This is a genomic window from Amycolatopsis sp. NPDC004625 (assembly GCF_040609695.1).
Lineage (GTDB): Bacteria > Actinomycetota > Actinomycetes > Mycobacteriales > Pseudonocardiaceae > Amycolatopsis.
Window position 1 is genome coordinate 33,318 of sequence record NZ_JBEXKX010000019.1, and the last position, 15,033, is coordinate 48,350.

Sequence of the window (15,033 nt, forward strand, 5' to 3'; positions counted from 1 at the left end):
TCCTCCACCGGCTCAGGCGTCGCGGCGATCGAGCAGGACGACCGCGGCGACGAGCGCGACCGCGACGTAGGCGCAGAAGACCGCGAAGCCGGTCCACGGCGCGAGCATCGCCGAGTCCGGGCGCACCGTGATCAGCGCCTGCCCGGCGTTGCTCGGCAGGTACGGCACGATGTGCGGCGCCCAGCTGTCCGGCAGCGCCTCGGCGATCCCCGGCAGCACCAGCAGCAGGCCGAACAGGGTGGCGATGGCGCCGGCGGTGTGCCGGATCAGCCAGCCGAGCGCGACCCCGAGCATGCCCACCACCGTCAGGTAGAGGCCGACGCCGGACACCGCCCGGAACACCCCGGGTGCCGACAGCGTCGTCTCGATGTGCTGGGAGCTGAGGAAGAACTGCCCGCCGAGGAACGCGGCGAACGAGCTGACCGTGCCCACCACGAACGAAACGACCGCGAAGATGACGAGCTTCGCCCACAGCACCGGCGTCCGCGTCGGGACGGCGGAGAAGGTCGCGCGGATCATCCCCGTCCCGTACTCGCCGGACACGACCAGCACGCCCAGGACGCCGAGCACCAGCTGCGCGAGGACGTAGCCGCGGATACTGACGTCGGTCGGGTCGAAATGCGCCTTGGCCTGCGGACGCATGACCGGCCACCGGCTCGCGTCGGCGGCGGAGAAGATCCAGCCGAGGGCGATCATCCCGACCACGGTCACCGCGACCGCCAGCGGTGAGGAGCGGACGGTGCGGAACTTCAGCCATTCCGAGCGCAGCACCCGGGCGGGCGTCACCTTGAGGTCGTCCGGCAGGGATGCCCGCGCACCGCCGCTGGGGGCCGGGGCGATGGTGGTCGTCATGACGCGGGCCTTTCCTGGGTGGGGTGGACGCGGTATTCGAGGGCGTCGTCGGTGAGCTCCATGAACGCCTCTTCCAGGGACGCCTGGACGGGCGTGAGCTCTTCGAGCGGGATGGCTTCGCGGCAGGCGATCCGGCCGACCTCGGCGCCGTCGAGCCCGCTGACCTCCAGCAGGGCCGGTGCCAGGCTGGTGACGCTGACCCCCGGCCCGGCGACCAGGTCACGCAGCCGCTCCGCCTCCGGGGTGCGCACCCGCACGACCCGGCTCGACGCGCGCTGGATGAAGTCCTCGACCGAGGTGTCGGCGATGAGCCGGCCCTTGCCGATCACGATCAGGTGTTCGGCGGTCAGGGCCATCTCGCTCATCAGGTGCGAGGAGACGAAGACGGTCCGGCCCTCCGCGGCCAGGCCGCGCAGCAGGTTCCGGATCCAGAGGATGCCCTGCGGGTCGAGGCCGTTGACCGGCTCGTCGAGCACCAGCGTCGAGGGGTCGCCGAGCAGCGCGGCGGCGACGCCGAGGCGCTGGCCCATGCCGAGGGAGAACCCGCCGACGCGCTTGCGGGCCACGCCTTCGAGGCCGACCAGGTCGATGACCTCGTCGACCCGACGGCGGGGGATCCCGGTGCTCAGCGCGAGGGCGAGCAGGTGGTTGTAGGCGGACCGTCCGGTGTGGACGGCTTTGGCCTCGAGCAGGGCCCCGACCTCGTGCAGCGGGGCAGAGTGCTTGCGGTAGGCCTTGCCGTTGACGGTGACCGTGCCGGACGTCGGGGCGTCCAGGCCCATGATCATCCGGATGGTCGTGGACTTGCCGGCCCCGTTGGGACCGAGGAACCCGGTCACCACACCGGGTTTCACCGTGAACGTGAGGTCGTCGACGGCGGTCTTCTCGCCGTAGCGTTTCGACACGGCCCGTGCTTCGATCATGAGTGTTTCGTCCTTCCGGTGGTGCGTGGCCGAACCCTAGGACCGCGGTGGCCGCGGGATCGACGGTCTGACGGGCGATCTGTGCGACACGGGAGTGCGACTTGCGGCGTAGCTCGTACGCCGCAGGTCGCATCTTCGGCCGGGACGCCGCTGTCCCGTGCGAGAGTGGGTTCGTGAAACCGGGAACTCGGGTGCTGAAGGGCGCGCTGGTGGGCGCGCTCGCCGTCTGGGCGAGCAGCTGGCGGATCATGTACCTCGAAGTGCACCGGTGGCACCACCTGGACGCGCGGCTGCGCTTCGCCCCACCGCCCACGCCGCCGGGGTTTCCGCCGGCGCGCGCCGGGGTGCCGGTGCGGGCGGCACGGGCCGCGGCCGTGCTCGCGCCGCCGGTTTCCGTGGCGCTGGCGTGCTCGTGCCTGCGGGCCGCCCGGCTCACGGGGCCGGCGGCTGGCCCTCCACCTCGGGGAACGGCGACGGGCCGGTGAGCAACGGCTCGGGTTTGCCGCGGGTCACGTGGTCGGCGAACGCGCCGAGGTAGGCGTTGACAAGGGTTTCGGCGCCGGTGATGTCGCCGAGGGGGAGCACCGACCGGATCGGTGTGGCGAGGTAGTAGGCGTTGTAGTCGCTGAAATCGAAGTGCTCGGCGCCGCGGACGCGGAAGCGCCAGGCCGGGCCGCGGCTCGCGGCCAGCATGGTCCGGGCGGTCGTTTGGTCCGCTTGGTCGGCGGGCGTCGCCGGACGGCACACCCCGGTGATGCAGGAGTTCTCGCTGCCGATGAGCAGCGCCGGCCTGGTCAGTCCGGTGTGGACGACCGTGCCGTACTGGGTCCCGTCGAGGTCGGCCGCCCCCGCGCAGTGCGGGTCGGTCCGGCACGCCTCCAGCGCGGCCGCTCCGCCGAAGGAGTGACCGATGTAGACGGTCGAAGCCGGGTCGGCGAACGGCTTCGCCGCCGCCTGTGCCGCGGCGAAGCGGGCGTCCGCCGCCCAGACGTCGACCAGCCGGTCGCCCGCGGTCTGCGCCGCACCCTGGTGCAGGTCCGCGGCCTCGAACGCCGGCGGGTTGCCCGCTTCGGTCGCCGCCACCGCGGCCCCGTCGAGCACGCTCAGGTTGGCGCTGTAGGTGGGTGTGACGCCCAGGACGAGATATCCCCGGCCGGCCAGGGATTCCGCGAACGCGGTGTACTGCGGCGCCGAGAAGCCGAGGCCGGGTTCCAGGACGAGCACGGGGAACCGGCCCGCCGCCACCGGTGCGTCGGCGGTCGAATGAGTGCGGACGTCGGCGAGGCTCGTTTCGCCCCAGCCCAGCGGGGCGCCCAGCTGGAGCCCGGCCCAGAGCCCGGGGGCGTACGGGGCCGGGTTCGCGTCCGCGGAAACCGTCGTGGGGTACCACATCCACACGGACAGGCGCCGGGGCGTGCCGGGGTGGGGTGCCAGGGGATCGGCGCGGGTGCGGTCGGTCCACTCGGTGATCGTGCGGCCGACCGCGTACGGCCCGGCCGGGGCGGGCAGGGTGACCGGCCGGGACGCACGGATGGCGGCGTAGCCGAGGTAACCGCCGCTCAGCACGACCACGGCGACGACCAGCACGAGGAGTACCCGGAGCACGCGAGCCATGCCGCGATAGTACACGGCGCGTAGTACGCGACGCGTAGTAGGCGGTCACGCCGGTGGTCCGAAGGTGAGGCCGCGGCCGCGGCAGTCGGCGATGATCGCGGGAAGCGCACCGAGGGTGGCGCGCCACGCGCCGTTGCCGGTGGTCACGTCGCTGTCGTGCAGGAGGATCGTGCCGCCGCGGCCGAGCCGGGCGCAGACCCGGCGGTGGATCGACTCCGGCGTGCAGCCCTCGGTCCAGTCGAAGCCCCAGGTGCTCCAGAGCAGGGGGACGAGTCCGAGACGTCGCGCGGAGACCAGGGACGCGGTGCTGAAGACGCCGTACGGCGGCCGGAACCAGCGTGGCGGCGTGCCGGTGAGGCGGTGGAGCAGATCGCGGGTGGCGCGCAGGTCGCGATGGGTGGCGCGAGGGGTTCGGCGCAGCAGGCAGCGGTGGTCCCAGCCGTGGACGCCCAGGTCGTGGCCGCCGTCGACGATCCGGCGGACGACGTCCGGCGATTTCCGGGCCTCGGCGCCGAGCAGGAAGAAGGTGGCGCGCACGTCGTGCTCGGCCAGGACACGCAGGAACTGCGGGGTCGAGGCGGGGTCCGGGCCGTCGTCGAAGGTCAGGGCGACCCGGCCGGGCTCGGTGACGCCCGCCAGGCGGGGCAGCAGGGCGCGGCGCGGGCCCGGCAGGAACGCGGCCGCGGGCGCGGCGTGGGCGGCGAGCGCGAAGGCGGAGGCCGCGACGACGGCTTTCATGCGGCCTCCAGGAGCTTTTCGAGCAGCGGGACCACGTCGGTCGCCGGCCGGGGGTGGTGGTCCGGGCGGGCCGAGCGGAGGGCGGCGGTGAGGGCGTTCCCGGAGTGCAGCCACGGAACCAGGCCGAGCCGGTCGAGGGTGGCGGCGTTGGCTCGCCCGTGGCCGGGCAGGCACCGGTAGGTCACCACCGGCAGCCCGCTGGCCAGCGCTTCGGACGTGGTCAGCCCGCCGGCGTTCTGCACCACCACGTCGACGGCGTGCAGCAGCCGGGGCATGTCCTCGACCCACCCGAAAGCGTGCCGGTGGCCCGTCACGGCGAGCTGCTCGCGCAGCGCGGTGTTGCGGCCGCAGGCGACGACCGGGATCGCGGCGCCGGACGCGGCGACGTCGGCGGCCGTCTCGCGGACGTCGCCCACGCCCCACGATCCGGCGACGACCAGGGCCAGGCGACCTCGCTCGGGCAGCCCGAAAGCTCGGCGCGCTTCGCCGCGTTCGGCGGCCGTCGGCGGCCGGAACCGCCGGCCGACCAAGGGGGCGGCCACGGCCACGTCCGGGGCGCCGAACGCCCGGGCCTCGCTCGCCGCGTGGTGGTTCTGGGCCAGGTGCAGGTCGGCCGCGGTGTGCACGCACAGCCGGTGCACGGCGGGATCGGTGAGGTACACCGCGAGCGGAACCGTCCGGTCGCGGCCGCCGCGCAGGGCCCCGAGGGCCTGGGTGGCGAGCGGGTAGGTCGACACGGCGAGGCCGGCGCCGTCGAGGGCCGCGGTCGTCCGGGTGCGGGCGAGCGTGGCGGCCCGGCGGGCCAGGCCGGCGCCCCAGGTCGTGCCGAGCGCGGCCAGGGTCCAGTCCCAGCTGCGCGGCACCACCTCCAGCTGCCGGTGGTAGAAGCCGCAGAGGCGGCGGCCGAACGAGCCGGGTAGGAGGTCCAGGAAGTCGATCACCTCGACGTCGTGGCCGGTCAGCCGGTCCGCCAGGGCGTGGGCCGCTCCGTCGTGCCCGGCGCCCACGCGCGCCGAGACGATCACGATGCGCGTCATGATCCTCCTTCTACGACTAGCCAGTAGAAGTTCTACACGTCGGTAGATTAAAGTGGGGTTTACGGCCGGCCGGCGTCGCAGGTGGCACGAACGGCAGGCGGTGCTTTGCCGTGCCTTGAACAATCCATTGTGGACAGTTGGGATCCGGTTGTTCACCCGCTGTTCGTGCGGTGCTCCTCCGGTGGCCGGGTCGGGGGCGTGGGATGCCGGGGAGGCCCTGCCTGGGCCCGCACGAGGAGGAACCCTTGACCCGGAACCGGATTCGCGCCGCGGCCGCGCTCGCCGCCCTGGCGCTGCTCCCCATCACGGCGCCCGCCGCCACGGCCGCCGACGCACGCCACGTCCTGCTGATTTCCGTCGACGGCATGCACGAGGCCGATCTCGTCGCGTACGCGGCCGGGCACCCGGACTCGGCGATGGCCGGTCTGCTGGCGCGCGGCACGGCTTACCGCAGCGCGAGCACGCCGGTGCCGTCGGACTCGTTCCCGGGCCTCGTCGGCCAGCTGACCGGCGGCGATCCCGGCGTCACCGGCATCTACTACGACGCCACCTACAACCACGGCCTGCTGCCCGCGGGCACCACCGACTGCGCCGGCGTCCGCCCCGGCGCGCCGGTCGACCTCACCGAGGACCTCGACCGCGACCAGACCAGGCTCGACGCCGGTCAGGGCCTGGCCGGGCTGCCGGACTCGGTGCTGGGCATGACCGGCACCCCGCAGACCCTGCTGAACCCGGCCGGTCTCCCGGTCGACCCGCGCACCTGCCGCCCGGTCCAGCCGCACGAGTACCTCAAGGTCAACACCGTCTTCGAGGTCGCCCGCCGCGCGGGCCTGCGGACGGCGTGGTCGGACAAGCACCCGGCCTACGAGATCCTCGACGGGCCTTCGGGCACCGGGGTCCAGGACCTGTTCACCCCGGAAATCAACAGCACGCTCCCGGCGGGCACCGGCGACTGGACCACCGACAACGCCGCCACCCGGCAGTACGACGCCTACAAGGCGCAGGCCGTGCTCAACGAGATCGACGGCTACGACCACTCCGGCACCCACCGCGCCGGCACGCCGGCAATCTTCGGGCTCAACTTCCAGTCCGTGTCCACGGCGCAGAAACTGCCCCTCTCGGGCGGGCAGCGCGGTGGATACCTGCCCGGCGGCACGGTGCCCGGACCGGTCCTGACGTCGGCACTGGACTTCGTCGACGCGAAGCTCGGCGCGTTCGTCACCGAGTTGCGCCGCCGGCACCTCGACCGCACGACGACGATCATCCTGTCGGCCAAGCACGGCCAGTCGCCGACCGACCCGGGCGCGCTGACCCGCGTCGACGACGGCAAGCTGCTCGACGGCCTGAACGCCGCCTGGACGGCCGCCCACCCCGGGGCCGGTGCGCTCGTCGTCCAGGCGACCGACGACGACGCGATGCTGCTCTGGCTCGCCGACCGCTCGCCGGCCGCGACGGAATTCGCGAAACGCTACCTGCTGGCCCAGAACGGCACCGGCACGGACCGCGACGGCGCGCCCAAGGCGTTCGTCGATTCAGGGCTGCGGCAGGTGTACGCGGGCGCGGACGCCGCTCGCCACTTCGGCGTCCGGCCGGGCGACGACCGGGTGCCCGACCTGTTCGGTGTCGTGCAGTACGGCGTCGTCTACACCGGTGGCAAGAAGAAGATCGCCGAACACGGCGGGGCCGCCCCGGACGACCGGGCGGTGCCGCTCGTGGTGAGCGGGCCCGGCGTCGGGCGGCGGACGATCTCCGCCCCGGTGGCGACGACCCAGATCGCGCCCACGATCCTCCGGCAGCTCGGCCTGGAGCCGCGCTCGCTGCAGGCCGTCCGCGCCGAAGGCACGCGGGTGCTGCCGGGCCTCGGCTGAGGCGGGTCAGCGGCCGATCTGCGCGATCTCGATCCCGTCGTGCAGGTCGGCCGCGCTGTCGAGGGCGGTCTCGGCGGACAGGCCCGCCAGCCCGACGACCAGCGCGCTCAGCAGCGCCACCGGGACCCGGCCGCGGACCCGCGGCTGGGGCGTCAACAGGGCCGAGACCCGGCGGGGGACCGGGCCGCCGGTCGCGGCGAGCGCGAACCCGTGGTGTGGCCGGCCGGCGAGGGCGGCCTTGGCCACCGCGTGCGCGACCACCGTGCGGTCGCCGACCCGCCGGGCCGCGGTTTCGTCGGCCCAGCGTTCGAGGGCGAACCGGGCCGACGAGCTCAGCGGCCGCAGCAGCGGGTTCAGCGTGACCGACAGCGTCAGGGCGATCAGGAACAGGTGGTGCCGGAAGGTGAGGTGGGCCCGTTCGTGGGCCAGCAGCGCGGCGCGTTCCCGCGGGTCGAGCGCGGCGAGCATGCCGGACGAGACCGCGACGCGCCCGCCTCGCCCCGGCACGGCGAAGGCCACCGGATCGGCACCGGGCAGCAGCACGAGCTCGCCGCCGCCGTGCGCGTCCAGCTCGCGCGAGAGACGCCGAGCCCACCGCGCGTACCGGAACACGGCCCGCGTCAGCAGGACCAGGAGCACGCCGAGGACCGCACCCGCGGCGATCGACGTGGGGACGTCGACGCCGTTCTCGGTCCGCAGGGTCTGCGGTGACCAGTGGCCGAGGTCGGCGACCACCGGCAGCAGGGACAGGCCGGAGAACGCCAGCAGCGCCAGCACCGCGGTGCTGCCGGCCGCCAGGACCAGGCAGGCGCCGGTGAGCAGCCAGCTCGCCGTCCGCGGCGGCAGGTGGGGTTCGACCAGCCGGGCCGCGGGCCACGCCAGGAGCGGCAGCAGCAGCGGGATCAGCAGGTCGACGGTCATTTCTTGCCGCGCAGGAGGGCTCTCAGCAGGGCCTCGTCGGAGTCCGACAGCTGGGTGACGAACCGGGCCAGGACGCTGTCGCGGTCGGGCTCGGCGTCGAGGACCTTGGTCATCTTCCGGGCCGCGAGGCCGGCTTCGTCGTCGACGGCGTGGTAGCGGTAGGAGCGCCCGTGCTTCTCCCGGGTCGCGGCGCCCTTGTCGTGCAGCCGGGTCAGGATCGTCACGACGGTGGTGTAGGCGAGGTCGCCGGCCAGCCGGGCCTGGACGTCGGCGGGGGTGAGGGGCCCGGCCGCGCTGCCCAGCACGCCCAGCACCTCGGCCTCCAGCGTTCCGGGTGCGCGCCGCGCCGGTTCCTTCCGCATACGCCCGAATCTACACCGCTGTCGTATCAGCGAAGGGTGAGCACGGCCAGGGCGCCGGCGCCGGCCAACACGCAGTACAGCGCGAACCGGCTCAGCGTCCGGGTGTGGAAGTAGCGGGTGAGGAACCGGACCGCGAGGTAGGCGCTGACGAACGACGCCACGCTCCCGGCGAGCACCTGCCCGTGGATGCCGGCGCCGAGCGGGCCGAACAGGTCGGGGATCTTCAGCACCCCGGCGGCCAGGATCACCGGCGTCGCCAGCAGGAACGAGAACCGGGCGGTGTCCTCGTGCGACAGCCCGCGCAGCAGGCCGGCCGCCATGGTGACGCCCGAGCGGCTGATCCCGGGCAGCAGGGCGAGCACCTGCGCCGTGCCGATCAGGGTGCCGCGGCCGAAGGACATCCGGGACAGCCGGTCGTCGGCCAGGGCGTCCGCGTCCGCCGCGGCACCGGGGGAGTCGGCGACCGCGGGTTCGGTCGTGGCGGCCCGCCGGCGCAGGCGCTCGGCCAGGTACAGCAGCACGCCGTTGGCGATCAGGAACGCCGCCGCCGGGACGGGCTTGCCGAGGGTGGTGCGGAACAGGTGTTCCAGCAGCAGGCCGCTGACGCCGACCGGGATGGTCGCGAGGATGATCAGCCAGGCGAGCCGTTCCGCGGAGGTGCGGACCCGGCGGTGCCGGATCGAGCTGGCAAACCCGCCGATGATCCGCACCCAGTCCCGCCAGAAGAACAGCAGCAGCGCGGCCGCGGTCGCGACGTGCAGGCCGACGATGAACGCCAGGTAGGGCGACTCGGGCGCGGACACGTCGAGGTCCCGCGCCCACTGCCCGCCCACCACGGCGGGGATCAGCACGGAGTGCCCGAGGCTGGAGACCGGGAACAGCTCGGTCACGCCCTGGAAGGCGCCGACGACGATCGCTTCGAAGTAGTCCAGCACGGTGCCTTCCGGGGGTGAGCGCGACTCGGTCAGCCAAATACTACACGGTCGTAGAAGTTGCCTCGGCCGTGGCCTGACCGGTTCTCGCCGGAACGGGGGTTTCGGGTCGTCGGTGCCGGGCGATCGGCCCGGGGCGACCCGCTGGTTGATCGAGTAGCCCGCCCACCGCTCGCGCGGCGCGTTCGGGGAGAATCGGCCGTCCGCCACCGAGGGGGTTCGTCATGCGCCTGCTGCCTGGCCCCGGGCCCGCTGCCCGGGGCATGGTCCCCGACGCCGACCTGACGGCCGATCCCGGCTACGCCGACTCCGGGCTGGCCGCCGCCTGCGCTGCTGCCCTGGCCGGCGACTGGCGGCCGGCCGCCGAGCTGGTCGCAGCCCGGCACGGCGACTGGGACCGGCGTACGGCCGCCGTCGACGCCCTTGCCACCGTTGCCACCACCGAACGTCAGTGGCTGCGCGACTGGCTCGCCGAGCGGGACGGGGATCCCGACGCCACCGTAGTGCAGGCGCAGACCTTCGTCGCCCTGGCCTGGCAGCGGCGGGGCGCCGCGCCCGCCCGGTACACCAGCCGCCAGCAGGCCGGGCCCTTCCTGCAGTTGCTGGAGTACGCCCGGGACACCGCCTGGAAAGCCGCCGAGCTCGCCGAGGCGGACCCGACGCCGTGGGCGACGCTGGTCACCGTCTCGATGGGGCTGGGGGTGCGCTACCAGCCGTTCGACGGGATCTGGTCCGGGCTCATCGTCCGCGCGCCCACCCATCGGCCCGGGCACGACCGCGCCCTGCGCTACTGGTGCCCGAAGTGGCACGGCACCGAAGAACGCCTGCTCGACTTCGCGGCCGGGGGCGCGGCTCTCGCACCGTCGTTGACGCCGCTGCCCTTGCGGGCGGCGTTCGAAATGGCGATGGAGGGCAACCCGATCTGGCGGAGCCGCTACGTCCAGGAGGCCCTCGACGCGGCACTGCCCTGGCTGGACGGCGAAGGTGCCCAGCACCCGGCGACCAGGGAAGACCGCGCCTACGCCCTCTATGCGTTGCACCACAACGGCCGCCACGACGAGGCGCTCGCCCAGTTCCGGAAGCTCGGCGGTCACGCCGACGGGTACGTCTGGAACTTCAGCGCCGACGTCCGGCGCGCCACGGACCCGGTGAAGCAGTTCGCGGACCTGCGCGCGCTGACTTGCCGGAAAGCGAACCGCGACGCGTGAAGTAACCGGGCGCGGCCGTCAAACATCACTTTCGGCTGATTCTTCACCGGAGTCGAATTGCCGGCCGGCTCGATGGTGCCGAGACTCGGGGAATGGAGAAGACCGTTTCCGAACCCGAGACGCTGCTCGAACCCGACGTCCGGTTCCCGATCGTCCTGCGCGGCTACGATCGCCGGCAGGTGGACGAGTACGTGCGGGTTGCCGAGAAGCGCGCGGACCGGCAGGAGAAAGCGCGGCGGGTCGCGGAGCGCCGGCTGGCCAAAGCCCAGGTTCCCGCACCCCGGGCCGCGGAACCGGACGATGCCGCCGGGCTGGGGCAGCGGATCGACAAGATCCTCCAGGTCGCGCGGGCCGAGGCCGCGGCGATCAAGGACCAGGCCCGCCAGGAAAGCGCGGAACTGCGGGCGGCCGCGGAGCAGGCGGTCGCCGAGGCGGAGGCCGCCGGGGCGGAGACCGAGCGCGCCGCCCGGCGGGAGGCGCAGACGATCCTCGCCCGCGCCGAAGAGGAAGCCACGACCATCCGGGCGACCAACCAGGCCGTGCTGGACCAGCTGAGCCTCATCGCCGGCGTGGTCGAAGAGGTGCGCGACCGGTTCGGCACCGAGCCCGGGGCGGAGAGCCCGGCCGGCCACGGCGCCGATGACGTCAGCGAAAGCCGAGGCGCCGGGACGACCTGATCCGGCGACCGCCACCCGGTCACAACCCGGCTGCAACCGGGACGCGGTACCCATGGCGGACGGCACGCTCCTCGCGGGCCCGGACGCAAGGGGGACTTCGATGAGAACAGCGGTGCTCGCGCTGGTCGTGCTCCTGCTCGGCCTGGGGACGGCGGCCCCCGCGGGCGCGGTGGCCGCCGGCTGCGGGCCCGCCTCCGTGGCCGTCGCCGATCGGACCCTCTACGAAGGCACCCCGGGGCTCGGGGAGCCCAATCCGGCCTACACCACCTTCGCCTTCACCGTGTCCGTCACGGCCGCTGCGGGGTGTACGCCGACCGGGTCGGTCTCCTACAAGACCGAGGACGCCACGCCCGGCGCCACCAGCCCGGCCGACTACGTGCCCGTCGCGGGCCAGCTGAGCTGGGCCGGCGACGCCGGCTCGCGGACCGTCGCCGTCCAGGTCGTCAAGGACGCCGCCGGGGAGCCGAACGAGCCGTTCCTGCTGCACCTGGTCAACCCGGTCGGGCTGGTCCTCGCCGACGACCTGGCCGCGGGCGGGATCCTCGACGACGACGGCCTCGGCGGGCCGCCGGTCGTGGTGTCCACCGACGGCGGCAAGATCTGCTGGCGGGTCTGCACCGTCGGGGTGGGGCTCGGCGGCCCGGCCGGGGCACCGGTCACCGTGCACTACCGGACCCTGCCGCTCGGCACCGGCGAACCTGCTTACGTGCCGGTCAAGGACGCGACGGTGACGATCCCGCCCGGCGCGTCCGGTGGTGGCGCCGTGGTCGAGCTGCTGGACGGCAAGCAGGGCGAGTCCCGGTTCGTGCTGGAGCTGTTCAGCACCTCGGCCGGCAAGCTGGGGAACGCGCGGACGGAGGTGACGATCAAGCCCGGCGGTTAGTCACCTCGCGGGCCTCGGCCGTCGCGTTGGCCTGGGTGTACAACGCGGCGGCCGTGGCCCACTGCCGGGCCGCGTCGGCGGCCCGGCCGAGCCGTGCATCGAGGTCGCCGAGGTCGCGGTGCAGGTGCGCCTGCTCGTAGCCGTCGGGGACGGTGGCCCGCACGGCCAGCGCCCGTTCCAGGTGCTCGCGCGCCGCGGCCAGGTCGCCCGCCCCGAGCCGGGCGCGGCCGAGGTGCTCCAGCGCGGCCGCCTCGCCGTGCCGGTCGCCGACGTCGCGGCTGAGGTCGAGGGCCTGCCCGAAGTGGCCCGACGCGGTGGCGAAGTCGCTCCGGTCCAGGTGGACCCGGCCGGTGTCGAGCAGCGACTCCCACTCCAGCCAGCGGTCGCCGAGCACGCGGCTGACCGCGAGCGCCGCGCGAAGGTGTGCCAGCGCCGCCCCGTGGTCCCCGCGCTGCAGGTGCGCTTCGCCGAGCGTGTCGAGCGTCGCCGCCTCCAGCCGGGCGTTGCCGAGGGAGCGGAACGTCGTCAGCGCCGCCGTCAGCGGTTCCAGGCTTTCCGAAGCGCGGCCCATCCGGACGTAGGTGTGGCCGAGGTTGCGCTGGGACAGCGCGTGCCCGAGGTCGTTGCCGGCCGCGGCGTTGCGGGCCACCGCGAGCCGGTGCGCGGCGATGGCTTCGTCGAAGCGGCGCAGTTCGGCGTAGGCGTTGGCGGTGTTGTTGTGGATGTGCCCCTCGCCTTGGACGTCCCCGGCGGCCCGCGCCGTCCGCAACGCCGCCGCGTTGGTCTCCAGGGCCTCCGGCAGCCGCCGGGTCATGAAGTAGGCGACGCCCAGCGCCCGCAGCATCTCCGCCTCGGCCAGCGGGTCGCCGAGCCCGGTCGCGGCGGCGGCGCCCTCGCGGCACAGCTCGACGCGGGTGTGCCAGTGCCCGGCCGTGTCGTAGAAGCTGGTCAGCAGGTACGTCAGCTGCCACGCGGCCTCGGCGCGGCCGTGCTCGCGGGCGAACCGCACGACGGGCAGCAGGTTGTCGCGCTCGGCGGTGAGGAAGGTCAGGGCGGCGTGCCGGCCGTCGCCGACCGGCGCCTCGGGCGCGGCGAACCGCGGGGCCGGCGTGACGAGGTCGCGGTCCGGGTCGATGGCCCGGTTCGCCGCCGCCGCGGCGACCAGGTACCAGTCGACGAGCCGGTCGGCGATCTCCGCGCGGGCGGCCGGGGGCTCCTCGGCCCGTGCGCACTGCCGGGCGAACTCGCGGATCAGGTCGTGGAACCGGAACCGGCCCGCGCCGGCGGCCGTGACGAGGTGCGCGGCGGCGAGCCCGGCCGCGGCGCGCTCGCCGTCGGCGCCCGGCACCTCGCAGAGCGCGGCCCCGAGGGCGGCGCTGAACGTGGCCCCCGGGCCGAGGGCGGCCCGGCGGAAGAACCGGGCCTGCGCGGCGCCCAGCGGGCGGTAGGCGGTGGCGAGCACCGTCCGGACCGTGCGGGAATCCCCTTCCACCGCAAGGGTTTCCAGCCGTCCCGCGCCGGCCAGCTCGGCGGCGAGCTCGGCGATCGGCCGCTTCGGCGCGCCCACCAGCCGGGCGGCCGCGATGCGCAGCGCCAGCGGCATCCCGCCGCACAGCCGCGCCACCCGCGCGGCCGGGCCCCGCTCGCGCCGCACCCGCTCGGCGCCGAGCACCCGGTCCAGCAGCGCGACGGACTCGGCGTGCCCGAAGGCGTCCAGGGCGATCGGGCGCACGGCGTGGCGGGTGCCGAGCGCGGCGAGGTGTTGCCGGCTGGTGACGACCAGCAGGGCCGGGCCGGTGCCCGGGATCAGCGGCAGGACGTCGTCGAGCCCGGCGGCGTTGTCCACCACGACCAGGCACCGGCGCCCGTGCAGCAGCGACCGGTACAGCGCGGCGCGCCCGGCCTGGTCGGCCGGGATGTTCTCGTCGGGCACGTCGAGGCTGCGCAGCAGGTGCGTCAGCGCCCGGGCGCCCGGCAGCGGCTCGGCCGGGTCCTCGCCGCGCAGGTCGAGGAACAGCCGGCCGTCGGGGAAGCGGGCGGCGACGCGGTGCGCCCAGTGCAGCGCCAGCGCGGTCTTGCCCATGCCCGCCGCGCCCGAGACCACCACCACCGGCCGTTCGGGCTCGTCGAGCACGGCGTCGAGCGCCGCGAGCTCGGCTTCGCGGCCGGTGAAGTGCCCGACGCCCGCGGGCAGCTGCGAAGGCCCGGTCGCGGCCGGGCGGAGGTCCAGGGCGGGGTCCCGCCGCAGGATCGCGGTGTGCCGGGCCAGCAGTTCGGGGCCGGGGTCGACGCCGAGCTCGTCGGCGAGCCGCCGCCGCAGCCGCTGGAAGACGTCGAGCGCGTCGGTGTGCCGCCCGCAGCGGTAGAGGGCGAGCATGTGCAGCCCGGTCAGCCGTTCCCGGGCGGGGGCGTCGGCGAGCAGCCGGGGCAGCTCGTGGACGGCCTGTTCGTGGTGGCCCAGCCGCAGTTCGGCGTCCCAGAGGTCTTCCAGCGCGCCCAGCCGCAGTTCGTGCAGCCGGTCGACCTCGCGCCGGCCCCAGCCCGCCGGTTCCGCGTCGGCGAAGGCGTCCCCGCGCCAGAGCGTGACCGCCGCGCGCAGGGTGGTGGCCGCCCGCTCGACGGCGCCGGCCGCGAGGTCGGCCGCCCCCGCGCGGACCTGCTGTTCGAAGCGGTGCGCGTCGACCGCCACCGGCGGGACGGTCAGCAGGTAGCCCGGCTCGCGGGTGACCAGGACGCCCGGGAACCCGCAGCCTTCCAGGGCCTGGCGCAGCCGGGCGACGTGGCTGTGCAGCGTCTTGACCGCGGTGCGCGGCGGGTCTTCGCCCCACAGGACGTCGACCAGCCGCGGGATCGGCAGCACGGTGCCCGCGTGCAGGGCCAGCACGCCGAGCACGACCCGTTGCCGCGTCCCGTGCAGGGTCGCGGGTCCGGCCGGGCCGACCGCTTCGACCGGCCCCAGCACGCGCAGCTCCCCGGGTTGGGACACCCCCGCTCCTTCCCGCGCGGCACCACCGCTCA

The 15,033-nt window shown here is 74.8% G+C and carries 14 protein-coding genes; 5 read left to right on the forward strand and 9 right to left on the reverse strand.

Features of this window, described 5'->3' with window-relative positions; translation table 11 throughout:
• Positions 1-12: 12 nt before the first annotated feature.
• Both ABZW17_RS22615 and ABZW17_RS22620 read right to left on the reverse strand, forming a co-directional pair.
• Positions 13-852 (reverse strand): ABC transporter permease subunit, encoded by an 840-nt coding sequence (locus ABZW17_RS22615; RefSeq protein ID WP_354817338.1) that lies wholly within the window; start codon positions 850-852, stop codon positions 13-15.
• Positions 849-1,775 (reverse strand): ABC transporter ATP-binding protein, encoded by a 927-nt coding sequence (locus ABZW17_RS22620; RefSeq protein WP_354817341.1) that lies wholly within the window; start codon positions 1,773-1,775, stop codon positions 849-851. Before ABZW17_RS22620 ends, ABZW17_RS22615 begins: the two co-directional genes overlap by 4 nt.
• Positions 1,776-1,948: 173 nt before the next feature.
• Here ABZW17_RS22620 and ABZW17_RS22625 point away from each other — a divergent pair, with 173 nt between their 5' ends.
• Positions 1,949-2,260 (forward strand): hypothetical protein, encoded by a 312-nt coding sequence (locus tag ABZW17_RS22625; protein ID WP_354817344.1) that lies wholly within the window; start codon positions 1,949-1,951, stop codon positions 2,258-2,260.
• On the opposite strand, the gene ABZW17_RS22630 is transcribed toward ABZW17_RS22625, so the two are convergent.
• The 3 genes from ABZW17_RS22630 to ABZW17_RS22640 are packed head-to-tail and all read right to left on the reverse strand — an operon-like array spanning position 2,208 to position 5,164.
• Positions 2,208-3,389: an alpha/beta hydrolase gene (locus ABZW17_RS22630; protein ID WP_354817347.1), complete on the reverse strand. Its 1,182-nt coding sequence runs from the start codon at positions 3,387-3,389 to the stop codon at positions 2,208-2,210. The two genes, ABZW17_RS22625 and ABZW17_RS22630, sit on opposite strands and share 53 nt — an antisense overlap.
• Positions 3,390-3,434: 45 nt before the next feature.
• Complete coding sequence (locus tag ABZW17_RS22635) at positions 3,435-4,127, reverse strand: polysaccharide deacetylase family protein (protein WP_354817350.1); 693 nt, start codon at positions 4,125-4,127, stop codon at positions 3,435-3,437.
• Positions 4,124-5,164, reverse strand: coding sequence for a glycosyltransferase (locus tag ABZW17_RS22640; protein WP_354817353.1), 1,041 nt, complete (start codon positions 5,162-5,164; stop codon positions 4,124-4,126). Before ABZW17_RS22640 ends, ABZW17_RS22635 begins: the two co-directional genes overlap by 4 nt.
• Before the next feature lie 245 nt (positions 5,165-5,409).
• Here ABZW17_RS22640 and ABZW17_RS22645 point away from each other — a divergent pair, with 245 nt between their 5' ends.
• Positions 5,410-7,032: an alkaline phosphatase family protein gene (locus ABZW17_RS22645; protein WP_354817356.1), complete on the forward strand. Its 1,623-nt coding sequence runs from the start codon at positions 5,410-5,412 to the stop codon at positions 7,030-7,032.
• A gap of 6 nt (positions 7,033-7,038) precedes the next feature.
• Here the strand turns inward: ABZW17_RS22645 and ABZW17_RS22650 are convergent, their stop codons facing one another.
• The 3 genes from ABZW17_RS22650 to ABZW17_RS22660 are packed head-to-tail and all read right to left on the reverse strand — an operon-like array spanning position 7,039 to position 9,250.
• A complete protein-coding gene (locus ABZW17_RS22650) occupies positions 7,039-7,953 on the reverse strand; it encodes a M56 family metallopeptidase (protein WP_354817359.1) in 915 nt (304 codons plus the stop codon).
• Positions 7,950-8,315: a BlaI/MecI/CopY family transcriptional regulator gene (locus ABZW17_RS22655; protein ID WP_354817362.1), complete on the reverse strand. Its 366-nt coding sequence runs from the start codon at positions 8,313-8,315 to the stop codon at positions 7,950-7,952. The genes ABZW17_RS22650 and ABZW17_RS22655 overlap by 4 nt, the downstream gene beginning before the upstream one ends.
• A 26-nt stretch (positions 8,316-8,341) precedes the next feature.
• Positions 8,342-9,250: an undecaprenyl-diphosphate phosphatase gene (locus tag ABZW17_RS22660; RefSeq protein ID WP_354817365.1), complete on the reverse strand. Its 909-nt coding sequence runs from the start codon at positions 9,248-9,250 to the stop codon at positions 8,342-8,344.
• A gap of 221 nt (positions 9,251-9,471) precedes the next feature.
• On the opposite strand from ABZW17_RS22660, the gene ABZW17_RS22665 reads away from it, so the two are divergent.
• The 3 genes from ABZW17_RS22665 to ABZW17_RS22675 all read left to right on the forward strand — a co-directional run bounded on the left by ABZW17_RS22665 (position 9,472) and on the right by ABZW17_RS22675 (position 12,015).
• Positions 9,472-10,455 (forward strand): DUF4034 domain-containing protein, encoded by a 984-nt coding sequence (locus tag ABZW17_RS22665; protein ID WP_354817368.1) that lies wholly within the window; start codon positions 9,472-9,474, stop codon positions 10,453-10,455.
• Between the two features lie 92 nt (positions 10,456-10,547).
• A complete protein-coding gene (locus tag ABZW17_RS22670) occupies positions 10,548-11,132 on the forward strand; it encodes a hypothetical protein (protein ID WP_354817371.1) in 585 nt (194 codons plus the stop codon).
• A 100-nt stretch (positions 11,133-11,232) separates the two neighbouring features.
• A complete protein-coding gene (locus tag ABZW17_RS22675; protein ID WP_354817373.1) occupies positions 11,233-12,015 on the forward strand; it encodes a Calx-beta domain-containing protein in 783 nt (260 codons plus the stop codon).
• Here ABZW17_RS22675 and ABZW17_RS22680 read toward each other — a convergent pair.
• The gene (locus ABZW17_RS22680) at positions 11,999-14,977 is read right to left on the reverse strand and encodes a BTAD domain-containing putative transcriptional regulator (RefSeq protein WP_354817672.1); all 2,979 of its coding nucleotides are present in this window, start codon (positions 14,975-14,977) and stop codon (positions 11,999-12,001) included. The two genes, ABZW17_RS22675 and ABZW17_RS22680, sit on opposite strands and share 17 nt — an antisense overlap.
• Between the last annotated feature and the right edge of the window lie 56 nt (positions 14,978-15,033).

What these genes read in the sequence shown, in the direction of transcription:
- ABZW17_RS22615 (WP_354817338.1), bottom strand. Translation starts at nt 852, where the DNA reads ATGACGACCACCATCGCCCCGGCCCCCAGCGGCGGTGCGCGGGCATCC.
- ABZW17_RS22620 (WP_354817341.1), bottom strand. Translation starts at nt 1,775, where the DNA reads ATGATCGAAGCACGGGCCGTGTCGAAACGCTACGGCGAGAAGACCGCC.
- ABZW17_RS22630 (WP_354817347.1), bottom strand. Translation starts at nt 3,389, where the DNA reads ATGGCTCGCGTGCTCCGGGTACTCCTCGTGCTGGTCGTCGCCGTGGTC.
- ABZW17_RS22635 (WP_354817350.1), bottom strand. Translation starts at nt 4,127, where the DNA reads ATGAAAGCCGTCGTCGCGGCCTCCGCCTTCGCGCTCGCCGCCCACGCC.
- ABZW17_RS22640 (WP_354817353.1), bottom strand. Translation starts at nt 5,164, where the DNA reads ATGACGCGCATCGTGATCGTCTCGGCGCGCGTGGGCGCCGGGCACGAC.
- ABZW17_RS22650 (WP_354817359.1), bottom strand. Translation starts at nt 7,953, where the DNA reads ATGACCGTCGACCTGCTGATCCCGCTGCTGCTGCCGCTCCTGGCGTGG.
- ABZW17_RS22655 (WP_354817362.1), bottom strand. Translation starts at nt 8,315, where the DNA reads ATGCGGAAGGAACCGGCGCGGCGCGCACCCGGAACGCTGGAGGCCGAG.
- ABZW17_RS22665 (WP_354817368.1), top strand. Translation starts at nt 9,472, where the DNA reads ATGCGCCTGCTGCCTGGCCCCGGGCCCGCTGCCCGGGGCATGGTCCCC.
- ABZW17_RS22670 (WP_354817371.1), top strand. Translation starts at nt 10,548, where the DNA reads ATGGAGAAGACCGTTTCCGAACCCGAGACGCTGCTCGAACCCGACGTC.
- ABZW17_RS22675 (WP_354817373.1), top strand. Translation starts at nt 11,233, where the DNA reads ATGAGAACAGCGGTGCTCGCGCTGGTCGTGCTCCTGCTCGGCCTGGGG.